Source organism: Streptomyces sp. NPDC001617, assembly GCF_053596855.1.
The window spans coordinates 24,452-41,762 of the sequence record NZ_JBSFHA010000001.1; the positions used below are offsets into that span (position 1 = coordinate 24,452).

The 17,311-nt window shown below is 69.4% G+C and carries 15 protein-coding genes and 1 pseudogene; 6 read left to right on the top strand and 10 right to left on the bottom strand.

Annotated elements, in window-relative coordinates; translation table 11 throughout:
* Positions 1-84 precede the first annotated feature (84 nt).
* From ACWC09_RS00140 to ACWC09_RS00170, 7 genes are all read right to left on the bottom strand, one after another.
* Positions 85-1,110, bottom strand: a complete 1,026-nt coding sequence (locus tag ACWC09_RS00140; RefSeq protein WP_450846904.1) for a LacI family DNA-binding transcriptional regulator — start codon at positions 1,108-1,110, stop codon at positions 85-87.
* An 82-nt stretch (positions 1,111-1,192) separates the two neighbouring features.
* Positions 1,193-2,605, bottom strand: a complete 1,413-nt coding sequence (locus ACWC09_RS00145) for a BNR repeat-containing protein (protein ID WP_450846906.1) — start codon at positions 2,603-2,605, stop codon at positions 1,193-1,195.
* A gap of 33 nt (positions 2,606-2,638) precedes the next feature.
* Positions 2,639-2,959, bottom strand: a complete 321-nt coding sequence (locus ACWC09_RS00150) for an L-rhamnose mutarotase (RefSeq protein WP_055635320.1) — start codon at positions 2,957-2,959, stop codon at positions 2,639-2,641.
* Between the two features lie 17 nt (positions 2,960-2,976).
* On the bottom strand, positions 2,977-4,056 hold the full coding sequence (rhaS, locus tag ACWC09_RS00155) for a rhamnose ABC transporter substrate-binding protein (protein WP_450846908.1): 1,080 nt from the start codon (positions 4,054-4,056) through the stop codon (positions 2,977-2,979).
* 126 nt (positions 4,057-4,182) lie between these two features.
* Positions 4,183-5,160, bottom strand: a complete 978-nt coding sequence (locus ACWC09_RS00160; protein WP_450846910.1) for an ABC transporter permease — start codon at positions 5,158-5,160, stop codon at positions 4,183-4,185.
* Positions 5,153-6,232, bottom strand: coding sequence for an ABC transporter permease (locus ACWC09_RS00165; RefSeq protein ID WP_450846912.1), 1,080 nt, complete (start codon positions 6,230-6,232; stop codon positions 5,153-5,155). Before ACWC09_RS00165 ends, ACWC09_RS00160 begins: the two co-directional genes overlap by 8 nt.
* Positions 6,229-7,746: a sugar ABC transporter ATP-binding protein gene (locus ACWC09_RS00170; RefSeq protein ID WP_450846914.1), complete on the bottom strand. Its 1,518-nt coding sequence runs from the start codon at positions 7,744-7,746 to the stop codon at positions 6,229-6,231. Before ACWC09_RS00170 ends, ACWC09_RS00165 begins: the two co-directional genes overlap by 4 nt.
* A 270-nt stretch (positions 7,747-8,016) precedes the next feature.
* Here ACWC09_RS00170 and rhaI point away from each other — a divergent pair, with 270 nt between their 5' ends.
* The 6 genes from rhaI to ACWC09_RS00200 all read left to right on the top strand — a co-directional run bounded on the left by rhaI (position 8,017) and on the right by ACWC09_RS00200 (position 15,668).
* Positions 8,017-9,177 (top strand): L-rhamnose isomerase, encoded by a 1,161-nt coding sequence (rhaI, locus tag ACWC09_RS00175; RefSeq protein ID WP_450846916.1) that lies wholly within the window; start codon positions 8,017-8,019, stop codon positions 9,175-9,177.
* Positions 9,178-9,232: 55 nt separating this feature from the next.
* Positions 9,233-11,272, top strand: a complete 2,040-nt coding sequence (locus ACWC09_RS00180; RefSeq protein WP_450846917.1) for a bifunctional aldolase/short-chain dehydrogenase — start codon at positions 9,233-9,235, stop codon at positions 11,270-11,272.
* Positions 11,269-12,717, top strand: a complete 1,449-nt coding sequence (locus ACWC09_RS00185) for a rhamnulokinase (protein ID WP_450846919.1) — start codon at positions 11,269-11,271, stop codon at positions 12,715-12,717. The genes ACWC09_RS00180 and ACWC09_RS00185 overlap by 4 nt, the downstream gene beginning before the upstream one ends.
* Positions 12,718-12,787: 70 nt before the next feature.
* Positions 12,788-13,543: a (Fe-S)-binding protein gene (locus ACWC09_RS00190; protein WP_450846921.1), complete on the top strand. Its 756-nt coding sequence runs from the start codon at positions 12,788-12,790 to the stop codon at positions 13,541-13,543.
* Positions 13,540-15,018 (top strand): LutB/LldF family L-lactate oxidation iron-sulfur protein, encoded by a 1,479-nt coding sequence (locus ACWC09_RS00195; protein ID WP_450846923.1) that lies wholly within the window; start codon positions 13,540-13,542, stop codon positions 15,016-15,018. The genes ACWC09_RS00190 and ACWC09_RS00195 overlap by 4 nt, the downstream gene beginning before the upstream one ends.
* Positions 15,015-15,668: a LutC/YkgG family protein gene (locus tag ACWC09_RS00200; RefSeq protein ID WP_450846925.1), complete on the top strand. Its 654-nt coding sequence runs from the start codon at positions 15,015-15,017 to the stop codon at positions 15,666-15,668. The genes ACWC09_RS00195 and ACWC09_RS00200 overlap by 4 nt, the downstream gene beginning before the upstream one ends.
* A gap of 131 nt (positions 15,669-15,799) precedes the next feature.
* Here ACWC09_RS00200 and ACWC09_RS00205 read toward each other — a convergent pair whose 3' ends face one another.
* From ACWC09_RS00205 to ACWC09_RS00215, 3 genes and pseudogenes are all read right to left on the bottom strand, one after another.
* The gene (locus ACWC09_RS00205; RefSeq protein WP_450846927.1) at positions 15,800-15,925 is read right to left on the bottom strand and encodes a hypothetical protein; all 126 of its coding nucleotides are present in this window, start codon (positions 15,923-15,925) and stop codon (positions 15,800-15,802) included.
* A gap of 41 nt (positions 15,926-15,966) precedes the next feature.
* Complete coding sequence (locus ACWC09_RS00210) at positions 15,967-16,539, bottom strand: hypothetical protein (protein WP_450846929.1); 573 nt, start codon at positions 16,537-16,539, stop codon at positions 15,967-15,969.
* Between the two features lie 177 nt (positions 16,540-16,716).
* A pseudogene (locus tag ACWC09_RS00215) lies at positions 16,717-17,285 on the bottom strand (TetR/AcrR family transcriptional regulator).
* Positions 17,286-17,311: the final 26 nt, after the last annotated feature.

A 17,311-nucleotide genomic window follows, 5' to 3' on the forward strand; every position in this document is an offset into this window, starting at 1 on the left:
CGGACTTTCGGGCCGCGTCCCACTTCACCACATGTTCGTCCGACGGCCGAGCCTCGGGATCATGAAATCGTACTGAATCGGCGATCAGCGGGCGGACAGGCTGGAGCGCCGTACGACGAGTTCGGGCTGCAGGACTACACGCCGGTGCTCGTGCCTCCTGGTCCCCTCCTCGGCCTCCGTCTCCTCCAGGAGCAGCTCGGCGGCCAGGGCGCCCATGGTGACGGCGGGCTGTCGTACGGAGGTGAGCGGGACGGCCGCCGCGGCCGCGAACTCGATGTCGTCGTAGCCGACGATGGCGAGGTCGTCGGGGACTCCTATGCCGGCCGCGTACATCGCCTGCAGCACGCCGAGAGCGAGGAGGTCGTTGGCGCAGAAGACGGCGGTGGGCCGGTCGGCGAGGCCGAGCAGCCGGGCGCCGGCGTCGCGGCCGGCGGCCACGTCGAGGCGCTCGGTCGGCAGTTCACGCAGACGGTCCGGGCCCAGACCGGCCTCGGCGAGGGCGTTCAGGGCGCCGATACGGCGGTCACGGACCTGGTTGAGGCCGGGCGGCCCGCTGACGTACGCGATGGACCGGTGCCCGGCGTCGACCAGATGGCGCACGGCCAGCGCGCCGCCCGCGACGTCGTCGACCGAGACCGAGCACTCGGTGGTGCCCTCGGCGACCCGGTCGACCAGCACGAACGGGATGTTGTGCCGGCGGAAGGTCTCGATGTTGCGGCCGGTCGCGTCGGCGGGGGTCAACAGCACTCCCCGCACCCGCTGCTCGGCGAAGAGCGACAGATACTCGGCCTCCTCGCCCGCGCTCTGGGCACTGTTGCAGACCATCACGCCGAGCCCGGCGTCGCGCGCGGCACGCTCGGCACCACGCGCGACATCCACGAAGAACGGGTTGCCCATGTCCAGGACGAGCAGCCCCATGATCCGGCTGCGGCCCGCTCGCAGCTGACGCGCGGACTCGCTGCGGACGTAGCCGAGCCGGTCGATCGCGGACTGCACCCGCGCCCGGGTCTCCGTGGCGACCGTGTCCGGGCGGTTGATCACGTTCGACACCGTGCCGACGGAGACTCCGGCGGCACGGGCGACGTCCTTGATACCCACCGACTGGGCCATCAGGCAGGGACCTCCAGGGGGACGCGGGACGGCGGGAAGAAGACCCTCACATTACCGTCCTCATCCGGCGCATCAGACCCGGTCACGCGGGCAGTGCGAAGTCGACGACATGGAGCGCCGAGGGGGTCGTACCGCTCGACTTCTCCTGGTACATGAAGGACAGCACATTGTCGGCCTTCACCCGCAGCTCGTCGATGACGACCTCGCCGAAGGCGTTCAGGTCGCTGCCGTCGTACAGCAGCGTCCAGTCGGTGTACCCGGAGGACTTGGACGCGGCGGCGATCCGGCCGTACGGGAAGACCGCGTAGGCGTTGTCGTACTTGTCCAGGACCAGTTTGGTGCGCTGGCTGGAGTTGAGGGCGACCGGGATCTCGGTCTTCGTCCAGGTGCCGGAGGAGTTCTTGCGGAGGTGGAAGGCGCGGCCGTTGGTGGTGCGGTCGGTGACGTAGTTGGTGGTGCACTGGCCGAAGCGGCCGGGGACGTAGCTGATGATCGCGTGCGGGAGGCCGGTGGAGTCGGTCCACTGGCTCTCCTGGTTCATCAGGGAGTGGTCGGGGTTGAGCGAGTCGACGACCAGTCCGCTGTCGGTGACGGCGACCGTGTCGGAGCTGCCCGTGGTCCCCACGACGGTTCCCGCGTCGTTGCGCCAGGTGCGGCCGCGGTCGGTCGAGTAGACGTAGCCCGTGTCGTGGTTGGTGATGCCGCCGCTGTTGCACATCACGGCTGCGTTCTGCTCGCGCCAGGTGAAGAAGGAGTGCAGCCTGCCGTTGACGTCGTAGTCGATGCCGTGCAGATACATGTTGCGGGCGGTCGAGGAGCCGTGCGAGCTGGTGTACGTCCCCGTGGAGCTGGACCACTCCCCCAGGGCCGTCCAGCTCGAACCGTCGTACTCGGCAAGGGCGTTGCGGCCGTTGCCGGAGATGGCGACCCGGTAGCTGAGCTGGAGCTTGCCCTCGGGGGTCGAGATGAACTGGGGGTAGGTGAACTGGGAGGTGAGTGCCAGCCCGTCCAACGACGTCTGCACGGCGCCGAAGACGGACGAAGTCCATGCCGTGGACGCCGGGTTGTCGAGCAGACCCGCGATCGACTTCACGTAGAAGTAGCCGTCGCTGTGCGAGTCCATGTTGATGTGGAGGCGGCCGTCGACCTTGGAGACGCCCATGGAGATGACGTTGTGGGAGTCGTCGCTCTTGAGCTGGTGGGAGAGCGTGACCGTGGACCAGCTCGACCCGCCGAGCACCCGGCGGGCGATGACGGCGTACTTGGTGGAGGTGTACCAGGCGGCGTACTGGTAGCCCTTGTAGGTGAACAGGCCGTTCTTCTGGAACGAGTTGTTGTTGACCAGACCGTCGTAGGAGACGAAGAAGACGGCCTGCGAGTCGAGTTGGGTGGTGCCCTTCTTGCTGACGGAGGGGCCGGGATCGGCGGCCCGTGCGATACCCGGTGTTGCCACGGCCGCAAGTATGGCGGTCGCGAGCACGGTACGTCTTTTCATGAGCGGCTCCGGGGAGGGGCAGACGTGGGGACGTCAGGCGAGGTGGAACACTTCGGTGAGCGGTTTCATGGCCTCGTCGGGCCGTGCGCCGTCCAGCGACTCGAAGAACGGCGCCATCTCGGCCTGCCAGCGGGCGTTGACCTCGGCGGCCTCCATGCCGGCCTGGGCGGCGGCGAAGTCCTCGGTCTCCAGGTAGCCCACGAGCAGGCCGTCGTCGCGCAGGAAGAGGGAGTAGTTGTGCCAGCCGGTGGCGGAGAGCGCCTCGAGCATCTCCGGCCACACGGCGGCGTGGCGTTCGCGGTACTCGGCGAGCCGGTCCTCTCGGACCTTGAGGAGGAAACAGACGCGCTGCATGAAGTACCGCTCCCCTGCTAGAAGTTGAACTGGTCGATGTTCTTCGCGTTGAACACGGTCGGCTTGCCGAGGGTGATCACGCCGTCCTTGCCGATGGTGTACTCGGTGGAGCCGGCCTTGAAGGTCTCGCCCTCCTTGCCGGTGATCTGTCCCGAGGCCAGCGCGACGGCGGTGCGGGCGGCGAGGTCGCCGAGCTTCGCCGGGTCCCACAGCTCGAAGGCGTCGACGGTGCCGTTCTTGACGTACTTGCGCATGTCGTTCGGCGTGCCGAGGCCGGTCAGCTTGACCTTGCCCTTGTACTTGGAGCCGGACAGGTACTGGGCCGCGGCCTTGATGCCGACGGTGGTCGGGGAGATGATCCCCTTCAGGTTCGGGTACTGCTGGAGCAGGCCCTGGGTCTGCTGGAAGGACGCCTGGGCGTCGTCGTTGCCGTAGGCGATCTTGACGAGCTTGACGTTCTTGTACTTGGGGTCCTTCAGCTCCTCCTTCATGTAGCCGATCCAGGTGTTCTGGTTCGTCGCGGTCTGCGCGGCGGACAGGATCGCGATCTGCCCCTTGTACCCGATCTGCTCGGCGAGCAGCTGCACCTCGGTGCGGCCCAGGTCCTCGGCGCTCGCCTGCGAGACGAAGGCGTTGCGGCAGTCGGCCTTGGTGTCGGAGTCGTAGGTGACGACCTTGATGTTGTTCTTCATGGCCTGCTTCAGCGCGGTGCACAGGGCGCCCGGGTCCTGCGCGGACACGGCCATCGCGTTGACCTGCTGCTGGGTGAGCGTGTTGACGTAGGAGACCTGGCCGGCGGTGTCGGTGGCGCTGGAGGGACCGACCTCCTTGTACTTGCTGCCCAGCTCGGTGAGCGCCTGCTGGCCGCCCTTGTCGGCCGAGGTGAAGTAGGGGTTGTTGACCTGCTTGGGCAGGAACCCGACGGTCAGCCCCTTCTTGAGCGCGGCGTTCGGGTCGGCCTTCGCGGTCGAGGTGGCCGCGGCGTCGTCACTCTTGGAATTGTTCTTGGTGGTGCCCCCGCAGGCGGTGAGGGCGAGAGCGAGAGAGGTCCCGGCGGCGAGCGCCGCACAGGCACGACGAACGGATGACTTACGCATGGCATGGGGTCCTTTGATACGAGGGTCAGCGACAGCGCCCTGTTGGGGGGCGCGGGACTGTAGTGAAGGTGCGGTTCCACCGCGTGGGCGCGACCAGCCACATTCGGCCGACAGCCAACAAACGACCTATCCAGTGGCGCGTGCAGCTGCCCTGGCCACGGCGATCTGGCGAGCGACACGCGGCCCGAGCACGGACACCACGAGCAACACACCGGTGACGACGATCTGCGACTGTGCCGAGACGTTGAGCAGACTCATCACGTTCTGCAACGCCCCGAGCAGAAACACCCCGGCGATGGCTCCGCCCAACGTGCCCTTGCCACCGTCGAAGTCGATACCACCGAGCAACACGGCCGCGACAACGGAGAGTTCAAGCCCCGTCGCGTTGTCATAGCGCGCGCTGGCGTAGTGCAGCGCCCAGAAGATCCCGGTGAGCGAGGCCATCAGCCCCGTCACCGTGAACAGGATCAACTTGTGCCGCTTGACGCGGATCCCGGCGAACCGCGCGGCCTCCTCGTTCGCGCCGATCGCGAACAGCGATCTCCCGAACGGCGTGGCATGGAGCACGACCACGGCGATCGCGAGCAGCACCAGGAAGGGCAGGAATGCCTGCGGGAGGAAGGTGTTCCCGAGGCGCCCGGCCGCGAAGTCCAGGTACTGGGTGGGGAAGTCGGTCACCGCGTCGGAGCCGAGCACGATCTGTGCGATGCCCCGGTAGGCGGCCAGCGTGCCGATGGTGACGGCGAGGGAGGGCAGCCCGAGCCGGGTGACGAGGAGCCCGTTGATCAGTCCGCAGACCACGCCGAGCACCAGGCAGAGCGGAATGATCGTCTCGATCGCCATGCCGTCGTTCCACAGCTTGCCCATCACCGCGCCCGACAGGCCGGCGGTCGAGGCGACGGACAGATCGATCTCGCCCGAGACGACCAGAAGGGTCATCGGCAGGGCGATCAGAGCGATCGGCAGCGTGTTCCCGATCAGGAAGGACAGGTTCAGCGAGTTCCCGAAACCGTCGACCGTTGTGAACGACAGCAGCAGCAGGACGACCAGCAGCGCGCCGACGACCGTGTCCCAGCGGACCGCGCGCGTCAGGGACTCAGGCATGGCGGACGTTCCCCTTCTTCGCGTTCTTCACGGCCGAGTTCTTCGCAGCCGACTTCTTCAGGGCGGAGGCCACCCGCAGCGCGACGATGCGGTCGACCGCGATGGCGAGGATGAGCAGGATGCCGTTGATGGCGAGCACCCAGACGGAGCTGACTCCGAGGGCGGGCAGCACACTGTTGATGGAGGTCAGCAACAGGGCGCCCAGCGCCGCCCCGTACACGCTCCCGGAGCCGCCGGTGAAGACCACACCGCCGACCACCACCGCGCTGACGACGGTGAGTTCGTAGCCGTTGCCCGTGCTGGAGTCGACGTTCCCGAAGCGGGCCAGGTACATCGCGCCGGCCAGTCCGGCGAGCCCGCCGCAGAAGGTGTACGCGGCCAGGATCCGCTTGCGCACGGGGATGCCGGCGAGCCGTGCGGCCTCCGGGTTGGAGCCCAGCGCGTACAACTCCCGGCCGCTGCCGAAGTGTTTGAGGTAGTACGCCGTGGCCACGAGCACCGCCAGCGCGATCAGCGCCAGCCACGGCACCGCCGAGATGCCGCCGGACCCGAAGTCCACGAAGCCGCCCGGCAGGTCGGCCGCCGTGATCTGCCGGGAGCCGACCCAGATGGAGTCGATGCCCCGGATGATGTACAGCGTGCCGAGGGTGACCACGAGGGCGGGCACCTGGCCGAGGCTGACGAGCAGGCCGTTGAGCAGGCCGAAGCCGATGCCCGACAGCACGGCCAGCGCGACCGCCACGACCGCGTTCCCGCCGCCGTGCAGATAGTCACCGGCGGCGAAGGCGCTGATGCCGAGGGTGGAGCCGACCGACAGATCGACGTTCCTCGTGATCACCACCAGGGACTGACCGGTGGCGACCAGCACCAGGATGGTCGCGTTCAGGAGCAGGTCCTTGATGCCCTGCTCGGAGAGGAACTCGCTGTTGCCCGCCTGGGTGATGCCGATCATCACCAGGAAGACGAGCAGGATGGCGAGTTCGCGCATCTTGAAGACGCGGTCGACGAGCCGGGTGCCGCTGGACCTGGGCACCTCGGCGACGGGGGTCTCGTGGGGAGTGGTCACCGTCATGCGGCGGCCCTCCCGGTGGCTGCGGCCATCACGGTTTCCTCGGTGGCTTCGGCACGTGGGATCTCGGCGGTGAGCCGGCCCTCGTGCATGACGAGCACGCGGTCGGCCATGCCGAGGATCTCGGGCAGGTCGGAGGAGATCATCAGGACGGCCACACCGTCGGCGGCCAACTCGCTGAGCAGCCGGTGCACTTCGGCCTTCGTACCGACATCGATGCCTCGGGTGGGCTCGTCGACGATCAGCACCTTGGGCCCGGTGGCGAGCCACTTGGCGAGGACGACCTTCTGCTGGTTGCCGCCCGAGAGGGTGTTGACGGTGTCGGCGATGCGGGCGTACTTGACCTGGAGCTTGACGGCCCAGTCGAGGGAGCGGCTGCGTTCGGCGCCGCGGTCCATCAACCCGGCCCTGACGGTCGTACGCAGTCCGGTGAGGCCGATGTTGCGCTCGATGGACATGTCCATCACCAGCCCTTGGGCGCGCCGGTCCTCGGGGACAAGGGCGAGCCCGGCGGCCATGGCCGTGGACGGAGCGCCGTTGGTGAGCCTGCGCCCCTGCACCTCGACCTCGCCGGCGTCCCAGCGGTCGATGCCGAAGACGGCCCGGGCGACCTCCGTACGGCCGGCGCCGACGAGCCCGGCGAGACCGACGATCTCACCGTGCCGCACCTCGAAGGACACGTCGGTGAAGACGCCCTCCCGGGTCAACCGCCTTACACTCAGGGCGACTTGGCCCGGCTTGACGTCCTGCTTGGGATACAGCTCGTCGAGGTCGCGGCCGACCATGCGCCGTACGAGATCGTCCTCGGTCATCCCCTCGACCGGCTCGCTGGAGATCCAGGCGCCGTCGCGCAGGGTGGTCACCCGCTGGCAGATCTCGAAGATCTCTTCCAGCCGGTGCGAGATGAACAGCACGGCGGCGCCCTGTTCGCGCAGGGTGCGGACGACGCCGAAGAGACGGGCCACCTCGCTGCCGGTCAGGGCCGCCGTCGGTTCGTCCATGATCAGGACGCGGGCGTCGAAGGAGAGGGCCTTGGCGATCTCGACGATCTGCTGATCGGCGATGGACAGGCCGCGGGCGGGGCGATCGGGGTCGAGTTCGACGCCGAGGCGCTGCATCAGGGACAGGGTCGCGGTGTGCGTGGCCTTGTGGTCGATCCGGCCGAGAGCACGCCGCGGCTGGCGGCCCATGAAGATGTTCTCGGCGATCGAAAGGTCGGGGAAAAGGGTGGGCTCCTGGTAGATCACGGCGATGCCGGCGTCGCGGGCGTCGCCGGGTCCGTGGAAGACGACGGGCTCGCCGTCGAGCAGCACCCGGCCGGCGTCCGGCCGGTGCACACCGGCGAGCGTCTTGATCAAGGTCGACTTGCCCGCGCCGTTCTCTCCGGCGAGCGCGTGCACCTCGCCGGGGAACAGTTCCAGGGACACGTCCCGCAGGGCACGCACGGCGCCGAAGGACTTCGAGATGTCCTCGAGCGCCAGCACCGGGGTCGGTCCCGTGTCGGACGGGTGGGTCATGAGGGGCTCCTCGACGACGCCCGGGAAGGCCTCACGGCGTCGTGAAAGGTTTCAACTTGGTTGCCGGGACGTTAGGCGCGGCGGGCTTGTCACGTCAATGGGTCCGCGTCGAAAAAGTTTCGAGAGCCCGCTGAGAGCCAAAGGTCACGGTCAGGCCACGGCGTGCGGTCTTTGTCAGAAGGCTTGACACCCCTTCGAGGGGCTCTTAGCTTCCGTTCCTGAATCGATTCACAATGAAGCTGTTCGGACCGACGTCACAGGAGCCCTGAAGTGACCGAGCTCGCCGCGGTGAAGGCCGCGCTCAAGACCCAGGCAGTCGAGACGCCGTCATGGGCGTACGGGAACTCGGGGACCCGGTTCAAGGTGTTCGCCCAGCAGGGGGTTCCCCGCACACCGCGGGAGAAGCTGGCGGACGCGGCGCAGGTGCATGCCGTGACCGGGGTCGCGCCGACGGTCGCGCTGCACATTCCGTGGGACAGGGTGGACGACTACGGTGCGCTGGCGAAGTATGCCGAGGACCACGGGCTGAAGCTCGGTGCGATCAACTCCAACACGTTCCAGGACGACGACTACAGGCTCGGCAGCATCTGCCATCCGGATGCGGCGGTGCGGCGCAAGGCACTGGATCACCTGCTGGAGTGCGTCGACATCATGGACGCCACCGGTTCACGGGATCTGAAACTGTGGTTCGCCGACGGCACCAACTATCCCGGACAGGACGACCTCCGCGCCCGGCAGGACCGGCTCGCCGACGGGCTCACCACCGTGTACGAACGCCTCGGCGACGGGCAGCGCATGCTGCTGGAGTACAAGTTCTTCGAGCCCGCGTTCTACTCCACCGACGTCCCGGACTGGGGCACGGCCTACGCCCACTGCCTGAAGCTGGGCGACAAGGCACAGGTCGTGGTCGACACCGGACACCACGCACCCGGCACCAACATCGAGTTCATCGTCGCCACCCTGCTACGAGAGAACAAGCTCGGCGGCTTCGACTTCAACTCCCGCTTCTACGCCGACGACGACCTCATGGTCGGCGCCGCCGACCCCTTCCAACTCTTCCGCATCATGTACGAAGTGATCCGCGGCGGCGGCTACACCCCCGACATCGCCTTCATGCTCGACCAGTGCCACAACATCGAAGCCAAGATCCCCGCCATCATCCGCTCCGTCATGAACGTCCAGGAAGCCACCGCCAAAGCACTGCTCGTAGACCGAAAGGCACTGACGGCGGCCCAGCAGGACGGAGACGTACTCGCAGCGAACGCCGTCGTGATGGACGCGTACAACACCGACGTACGGCCGTTGCTGGGTGAGGTGCGGGAAGAGATGGGGCTCGACCCCGATCCGCTCGCCGCCTACCGCCGCTCCGGCTGGCAGCAGCGGATCATCGCCGAACGTGTCGGCGGCACCCAGGCCGGCTGGGGTGCCTGACCCCCGCCTCTCGAACACCCGCAAGGTCCCGACGACGCAAGGAAGAGACCCGCTCATGGCACCCCACCCCGAAGCCGCCGCCCTCCTGGCCCGCTCCCATCGGCTCGGCGCCGACCCCCGCAACACCAACTACGCCGGCGGCAACGCCTCGGCGAAGGGCACCGACACCGACCCCGTGACCGGCGGTGACGTCGAGTTGATGTGGGTGAAGGGGTCCGGTGGCGACCTCGGCACGCTCACCGAGGCCGGGCTCGCCGTGCTGCGGCTGGACCGGCTGCGGGCCCTGACGGGGGTCTATCCGGGCGTGGAGCGCGAGGACGAGATGGTCGCCGCGTTCGACTACTGCCTGCACGGCAAGGGGGGTGCCGCTCCCTCCATCGACACGGCCATGCACGGGCTGGTGGAGGCCGCGCATGTCGACCATCTCCACCCCGACTCCGGGATCGCGCTCGCCTGTGCGGCCGACGGGGAGAAGCTGACCGCCGAGTGCTTCGGCGACTCGGTGGTGTGGGTGCCGTGGCGGCGGCCCGGTTTCCAGCTGGGCCTGGACATCGCGGCCGTGAAGGAGGCCAATCCGCAGGCCATCGGGTGCGTTCTGGGCGGGCACGGGATCACGGCGTGGGGTGACACGTCCGAGGAGTGCGAGCGGAACTCGCTGCACATCATCCGGACCGCCGAGCAGTTCCTGGCCGAGCGCGGGAAGGCGGAGCCCTTCGGGCCCGTGATCGAGGGGTACGAGGCGCTGCCCGAGGCCGAGCGGCGGGAGCGGGCGGCGGCGCTGGCGCCGTATGTGCGTGCCGTGGCGTCCCAGGACAAGCCGCAGGTCGGGCACTTCGACGGCTCCGAGGTCGTCCTGGAGTTCCTGGCGCGGGCCGAGCATCCGCGCCTGGCCGGGCTCGGCACCTCCTGTCCCGACCACTTCCTGCGTACGAAGGTCAGGCCGCTCGTCCTCGATCTGGCGCCGACCGCTCCCCTGGAGGAGGCGATCGCCCGGCTGAAGGAGCTGCACGCCGAGTACCGCGAGGAGTACGCCGCCTACTACCAGCGGCACGCTCTGCCCGACTCCCCCGCGATGCGCGGCGCCGACCCGGCGATCGTGCTGGTGCCGGGTGTCGGCATGTTCTCCTTCGGCAAGGACAAGCAGACGGCCCGGGTGGCCGGCGAGTTCTACGTCAACGCCATCAACGTCATGCGGGGTGCCGAGGCCGTCTCGACGTACGCGCCGATCGAGGAGTCGGAGAAGTTCCGGATCGAGTACTGGGCACTGGAGGAGGCCAAGCTCCGGCGGATGCCGAGGCCCAAGCCGCTGGCGACGCGCGTCGCGCTGGTGACGGGTGCGGGCAGTGGTATCGGGAAGGCCATCGCGCAGCGGCTGGTCGGCGAGGGTGCGTGTGTCGTCGTCGCCGATCTCGACGCCGAGAACGCGGCGGCCGTCGCCGAGGAGCTGGGCGGCCGGGACAAGGCCGTCGCCGTGACCGTCGACGTGACGTCCGAAGAGCAGATCGCCGAGGCGTTCAGGGCGGCCGTGCTCGCCTTCGGCGGGATCGATCTGGTGGTCAACAACGCCGGTATCTCCATCTCCAAGCCGCTGCTGGAGACTTCGGCGCGCGACTGGGACCTGCAGCACGACATCATGGCCCGCGGTTCCTTCCTCGTCTCGCGGGAGGCCGCCCGGGTGATGGTCGCGCAGGAGCTGGGCGGCGACATCGTCTACATCGCGTCCAAGAACGCCGTGTTCGCCGGGCCCAACAACATCGCCTACTCGGCGACCAAGGCCGACCAGGCACATCAAGTACGGCTGCTGGCCGCAGAGTTGGGCGAGCACGGCATCCGGGTCAACGGGGTCAACCCGGACGGCGTCGTGCGCGGTTCCGGGATCTTCGCGGGTGGTTGGGGCGCGCAGCGGGCGGCCGTGTACGGGGTGCCGGAGGAGAAGCTGGGCGAGTTCTACGCCCAGCGGACCATCCTCAAGCGTGAGGTGCTGCCGGAGCACGTGGCGAACGCCGTGTTCGCGCTGACCGGCGGGGAGTTGACCCACACCACCGGGCTGCACGTCCCGGTCGACGCCGGCGTCGCGGCCGCCTTCCTGCGATGAGCACCGCCGTGAACTCGTACGCCGCGGTCGACCTCGGCGCGTCCAGCGGGCGCGTCATGGTCGGCCGCGTCGGCCCCGACAGCCTGGAGCTGACCGAGGCCCATCGCTTCGTGAACCGGCCGGTGCGCGTGCCCGAGGGGCTGCGCTGGGACGTTCTCGCGTTGTACGGGGGTGTCCTGGACGGTCTGCGGGCTGCCGGGCCGGTCGACTCGGTCGGCATCGACAGCTGGGCGGTGGACTACGGCCTGCTGGACGCCGATGGGGCGTTGCTCGGGAACCCCGTGCACTATCGGGACTCCCGGACCGAGGGGGTCGCGGAGAAGGTGTGGGCGACCGTGCCGGCCGAGCAGCTGTACGCGGCGACCGGGTTGCAGTACGCACCCTTCAACACGCTGTACCAGCTGGTCGCCGCCAAGGAATCGGCCCAACTCTCCTCGGCTGCGAGGCTGTTGCTCATCCCGGACCTGCTCTCCTACTGGCTGACCGGCGAGCAGGGCACCGAGCTGACCAACGCCTCGACGACCCAGCTGATCGATCCGCGGACGCGCGCGTGGTCGTACGACATCGCCTCCCGGCTGGGCATCGACCTCGGCCTGTTCGCGCCGCTGCGGCAACCAGGCGATCCGGCGGGAGTGCTGCGGCCGGAGGTGCTGGAGGAGACCGGGCTGCGGGGTCCGGTGCCGGTGACGACGGTCGGTTCGCACGACACGGCGTCCGCCGTGGCCGCCGTACCGGCCGACGGGGAGCGGTTCGCGTACATCTGCACCGGGACCTGGTCGCTGGCCGGCCTCGAACTGGAGGCGCCGGTGCTCACCGAGGAGAGCCGGGCCGCCAACTTCACCAATGAGCTGGGGCTGGACGGCACGGTCCGGTATCTGCGCAACATCATGGGGTTGTGGCTGCTCCAGGAGTGCGTACGGGCCTGGGGCGAGCCGGAGTTGGGCCCGCTGCTGCTGGACGCGGCCAAGGTGCCGGCGCTGCGGTCGGTGGTGGACGCGGGGGACGCGGCGTTCCTGGCGCCGGGGCGGATGCCGGAGCGGATCGCCGAGGCGTGCCGCGCCTCGGGGCAGCCGGTGCCTTCCTCCCCCGCCGAGATCACCCGTTGCATCCTCGACTCGCTCGCCCTGGCGCACCGCAGAGCGGTGGAGGACGCCCAGCGGCTCGCGGACCACCCCGTCGACGTCGTCCACGTCGTCGGCGGTGGGACCCGGAACGCCCTGCTGTGCCAGCTGACCGCCGACGCGTGCGGGCTGCCGGTGGTGGCGGGTCCGACGGAGGCGGCCGCACTGGGCAATGTGCTGGTCCAGGCGCGGGCGCACGGGCTCGTCGGCGATCTGGCGGGCATGCGGCGGCTGCTCATCCGTACCCAGCCGCTCACGCGGTACGAGCCGCGGGGTGACACGGCACGCTGGCGCGAGGCGCAGGCCCGGCTCGCCGGGGGCTGACGGGGTCTCCCCCCGGCCGCTTCACCGCATTACGCTGCACTCATCCGATGATCGATCACAAGGAGCCGCGATGCGTGTCGCCCTGTTCCTGACCTGTGTCAACGACACGCTCTATCCGGACACCGGGCGCGCCGTGGTGAAACTGCTGAGCAGGCTGGGCGTCGAGGTCGACTTCCCGATGGCCCAGACCTGTTGCGGACAGGCGCACTACAACACCGGGTACCGGCATGAGGCGGAGCCGCTCGCTCGGCATTTCTCCGATGTCTTCGGGGAGTACGAGGCGATCGTGACGCCGTCCGGGTCCTGCGGGGCGATGGTGCGGGAGCTGTATCCGCGGATGGGTGAGCGGGCGCGGGCCGAGGGGCGTGGGGACACGCTGGCGGCGACCCTGGCACCGGTCGTGCCGAAGACGTACGAGCTGACGGAGTTCCTGGTGGACGTGCTGGGGGTGACGGACGTCGGGGCGTACTACCCGCACAAGGTGACCTACCACCCGACCTGCCACGGGCTGCGCGGACTGGGTCTCGGGGACCGTCCGCGGCGGCTGCTGCAGGCCGTGAAGGGGCTGGAGCTGGTGGAGTTGCCGGGGGCGGAGGAGTGCTGCGGGTTCGGCGGCACCTTCGCTCTCAAGAACCCCGACGTCTCGGCGGCGATGGGCACGGACAAGGTGCGCAACGCGGAGTCGACGGGCGCGGAGGTGCTGTGCGCGGCCGACAACTCCTGTCTGATGCACATCGGGGGCACGATGGCGCGGCTCAGCACGGACATGCGACCGGTGCACATCGCGGAGATCCTGGCGAGCACGGAGGAGGTGCCGGCCGTATGAGCGGGACGTTCGTAGGGATGCCGGCCTTTCCGAAGGCCGCGCACGAGGCCGTGGGCAACCAGACCCTGCGCGGCAATCTGCGCCACGCCACCCACACCATCCGCGCCAAGCGGGCGAAGGCCGTCGCCGAGGTGTCGGACTGGTCGGCCCTGCGCGAGGCCGGGAAGCGGATCAAGGACCATACGCTCCGTCATCTCGACCGGTATCTCGTGCAGTTGGAGGAGTCGGTCACGGCGGCGGGCGGCACGGTCCACTGGGCCGCGGACGCCGACGAGGCCAACCGGATCGTGGCCGACCTGGTGAAGGAGACCGGCGAGTCGGAGGTCGTCAAGGTCAAGTCGATGGCCACCCAGGAGATCGGGCTCAACGAGGCGCTGGAGGCGGAGGGGATCCGCGCCTACGAGACCGATCTCGCCGAGCTGATCGTGCAGTTGGGCAAGGACCGGCCCTCGCACATCCTCGTCCCCGCCATCCACCGCAACCGCGGCGAGATCCGCGACATCTTCCGCGAGGAGATGAGCGAGTGGGGCCGCCCTGCCCCCGAGGGCCTCACCGACACGCCCGCCGAACTCGCCGAAGCGGCCCGCCTCCACCTGCGCGAGAAGTTCCTGCGCGCCAAGGTCGGCGTCTCCGGCGCCAACTTCATGATCGCCGAGACCGGCACGCTGGTGGTCGTGGAGTCCGAGGGCAACGGGCGGATGTGCCTCACCCTCCCCGAGACCCTCATCTCGGTCGTCGGCATCGAGAAGATCCTGCCGACCTGGCAGGACCTGGAGGTGTTCCTGCAGACCCTCCCGCGCTCCTCGACCGCCGAGCGCATGAACCCGTACACGAGCATGTGGACCGGTACGACGGACGAGGACGGCCCACAGAACTTCCACCTCGTCCTCCTCGACAACGGCCGCACCGACACCCTCGCCGACGAGGTCGGCCGCCAGGCCCTGCGCTGCATCCGCTGCTCGGCGTGTCTCAACGTCTGCCCGGTGTACGAGCGGGCGGGCGGTCACGCCTACGGCTCCGTCTATCCCGGCCCGATCGGCGCCATCCTCAGCCCCCAACTGAGGGGCATCGCGAGCGAGATCGACGCCTCACTGCCGTACGCCTCCTCGCTGTGCGGTGCCTGCTACGACGTGTGCCCGGTCGCGATCGACATCCCCGAGGTGCTGGTGCATCTGCGGGAACGGGTCGTGGAGGGAGGGCAGGTCACGCGGGAGGGCAACAAGGTGGTGCTGAAGCCCGCCAAGGGGCACGCCGCCGAGCGGGCGGCGATGCGCGCGGCACGCTGGGCGTTCACACATCCGGGTGCGCTGCGCGGCGGCCAGCGGCTGGCCTCGCGCACCCGGCGTCTCCACCCTCGCACACTGCCCGGACCGGGCAAGGCATGGAGCGACAGCCGCGACCTGCCGACGGTGCCTGCCGAACCCTTCCGGGACTGGTGGCAGCGCACGCACGGTGGCAAGGAGGGCGCCAAGTGAGCAGCAGGGAACGGATTCTGGGCCGGGTGCAGCGCGCGCTGACGGACGTACGGCAGGACGACACACCGTACGAGCAGGCGGTTCCGCGCGACTATCTGCGCGAGCACGGCGAACGGAGTGTCGAGCGGACGGTGGAGCTGCTGGCGGAGAACCTGGCGGACTATCGGGCGATCGTGCATCGGTGCACGGCGGACGAACTGGCCGGTGTGATCGGCCGGTTGCTTGCCGAGCGGGGCTCGAAGACGGTGGTCGTGCCGCCGGGGCTGGATGCGCAGTGGTCGGCGACGGCCAATGCCGAGCATGTCGCGGACCGGGCCGAGACCACCCCGCACGAGCTGGACCGCGTCGACAGTGTGGTCACCGCCTGCGCCGTCGCCATCGCCGAGACCGGCACCATCGTCCTGGACGGCGGCCCCGACCAGGGCCGTCGCCGGATCACCCTCGTCCCCGACCACCACATCTGCGTCGTACGGGTCCCGGAGCAGGTCGTCTCCTCCGTGCCCCAGGCCCTGGAACGCCTCGACCCGGCCCGCCCGTTGACGTGGATCTCCGGTCCGTCGGCGACCAGCGACATCGAGCTGGACCGGGTCGAGGGGGTGCACGGCCCGCGCACCCTGGAGGTGGTGCTGGTGGGAGGGGCGGTCGAGTGACCATCCCTCGGAAGTGCCCGGCCGCTGGACGGCTCGTGGTTCCTGGGTGGTGCTGACTCGGCGAGCCGCACGGGCGGACGCCTGAGTGGCTCGGCTGCTTGGCGGGCTTCTGGTCAGTCTCGTGTCGGGCTTCAACGAGCGCTCGGTTCGAAGACCGGGGTCAGTCCTCCGGCGCCCTCGTGGCGCAGACTGCGGGCGAGTCGCCGCCCCGGCACGACGATCTTCTCGTTGCCCACGGTCTGGCTGTCCAGGGCCACCTGCAGATGCAGGTGGTGGTCCGGGTGCGTCTCGCGGAACCTCAGCAGTACGTCATGGGACAGCCGTGGCGCAGTGAGTACTGGGCGGCGCGCAAGTACAGCGCCACATAGAAGGCCGTGTCCAGGTCCTCGGCCCATGCTCCGGGCCGAGTGGTGGCCAATTCCTCCGCCTCCCCTTCGAGGAACCAGAACGTCAGGCCGAGGTTCTCTGCAGCGTCCGGCACCTCGGCCGGCAGCCCGATGACCGCCGCCAGCCGCTCGGCGAGGGCGAGCACCTGCGGTGCCCCGGCTATCACCGTCGTGTCCGTGTACGCGGAGCCGATGGGCACCTCCACCTCCTCGTCGAGCGAGACCGGCACCAGCACCGACCAGTTGCCGAGCATCTCCCACTCCCGCGGCGTCAGGTGCGCCCGGCACAGCGCGTCGAACCCGACCATGGGAGGGCTGATCTTCTCCTCGAACCACGGGGGGCCGCCCCTCCCGGGAGCGGACTCGTACGGTGCCAGACCTCGCCGTGCCAACTCCTCGTTGAGCGCCGAGGCGACCGCCCTCCGCCCGCCCTCATCGTCACCGAACCACTCCTGCGCACCTACGCTCACCAGATAGATCCCCATGCCCGCAACGTACAAGCCACCACTGACAATTCACTTCAGCAGGCCCTTGTCCTGCAGATACGTCCGTGCCACGTCCACCAGTCGGTTCATGGAAGCCGGGCCGGCCGTCGTGAGGACCATCTGGTCCTGCCCGTCGGGTGGCCCGGCCGTGGGACAGCCGGTCGGAGGGGGCGACGGCTACTTCACGCCGGCCGCGTCCAGCAGCGCCGTCACGGTCGTCGTGGTCAGCCCGTCCAGCGTCTCGACACGGGCCCCGGCGCGGGCGCTCGCGCCGTCGAAGATCAGCATCAGCCGGCGGGCGGGGAACTGCGGGTGACGGGCGCCACCGAGCTCCGCCTGCGCGCGGAAGCCGTCCTGCAGGTGCTGCTTGGCCGCGCCCGCCACCCGGCTCGCGGGGTGCTCGGGGTTCTTCAGCTCGACCAGCGCGGCCAGATAGGGGCAGCCCCGGTAATCGGGCTGGGCCGAGACCTTCTCGACCTGCCGGAAGACATACAGGATGCGATCGCGCGGGGTGCCGGCATCCTCGGGGCCGGGCATCCACTGCGCCGCGTATCCGGGGGCGCGCCGCTCCAGGCTCGCCGCGAGGACCTCGTCCTTGCTCTCGAAGAGCTGGTACATCGACCGCTTCGAGACACCGGCCGTCCTGCACAGCGCCTCGACGCCGATGGAGACGCCGTCGCGGTAGAAGAGCTCGGCCGCCGCGTCGAGCAGCCGATCCCTGGAGACGCCTTGTCCGTCGTGGCCATACGGCGAGGTCACCTCTGCGGGCCGG

Bases quoted from the DNA above. Each gene is read 5' to 3' on its own strand.
- ACWC09_RS00210 (WP_450846929.1), bottom strand. From the start codon at position 16,539: ATGGGGATCTATCTGGTGAGCGTAGGTGCGCAGGAGTGGTTCGGTGAC.
- ACWC09_RS00165 (WP_450846912.1), bottom strand. From the start codon at position 6,232: ATGACGGTGACCACTCCCCACGAGACCCCCGTCGCCGAGGTGCCCAGG.
- ACWC09_RS00180 (WP_450846917.1), top strand. From the start codon at position 9,233: ATGGCACCCCACCCCGAAGCCGCCGCCCTCCTGGCCCGCTCCCATCGG.
- ACWC09_RS00185 (WP_450846919.1), top strand. From the start codon at position 11,269: ATGAGCACCGCCGTGAACTCGTACGCCGCGGTCGACCTCGGCGCGTCC.
- ACWC09_RS00160 (WP_450846910.1), bottom strand. From the start codon at position 5,160: ATGCCTGAGTCCCTGACGCGCGCGGTCCGCTGGGACACGGTCGTCGGC.
- ACWC09_RS00190 (WP_450846921.1), top strand. From the start codon at position 12,788: ATGCGTGTCGCCCTGTTCCTGACCTGTGTCAACGACACGCTCTATCCG.
- ACWC09_RS00150 (WP_055635320.1), bottom strand. From the start codon at position 2,959: ATGCAGCGCGTCTGTTTCCTCCTCAAGGTCCGAGAGGACCGGCTCGCC.
- rhaS (WP_450846908.1), bottom strand. From the start codon at position 4,056: ATGCGTAAGTCATCCGTTCGTCGTGCCTGTGCGGCGCTCGCCGCCGGG.
- ACWC09_RS00140 (WP_450846904.1), bottom strand. From the start codon at position 1,110: ATGGCCCAGTCGGTGGGTATCAAGGACGTCGCCCGTGCCGCCGGAGTC.
- ACWC09_RS00195 (WP_450846923.1), top strand. From the start codon at position 13,540: ATGAGCGGGACGTTCGTAGGGATGCCGGCCTTTCCGAAGGCCGCGCAC.
- ACWC09_RS00170 (WP_450846914.1), bottom strand. From the start codon at position 7,746: ATGACCCACCCGTCCGACACGGGACCGACCCCGGTGCTGGCGCTCGAG.
- ACWC09_RS00145 (WP_450846906.1), bottom strand. From the start codon at position 2,605: ATGAAAAGACGTACCGTGCTCGCGACCGCCATACTTGCGGCCGTGGCA.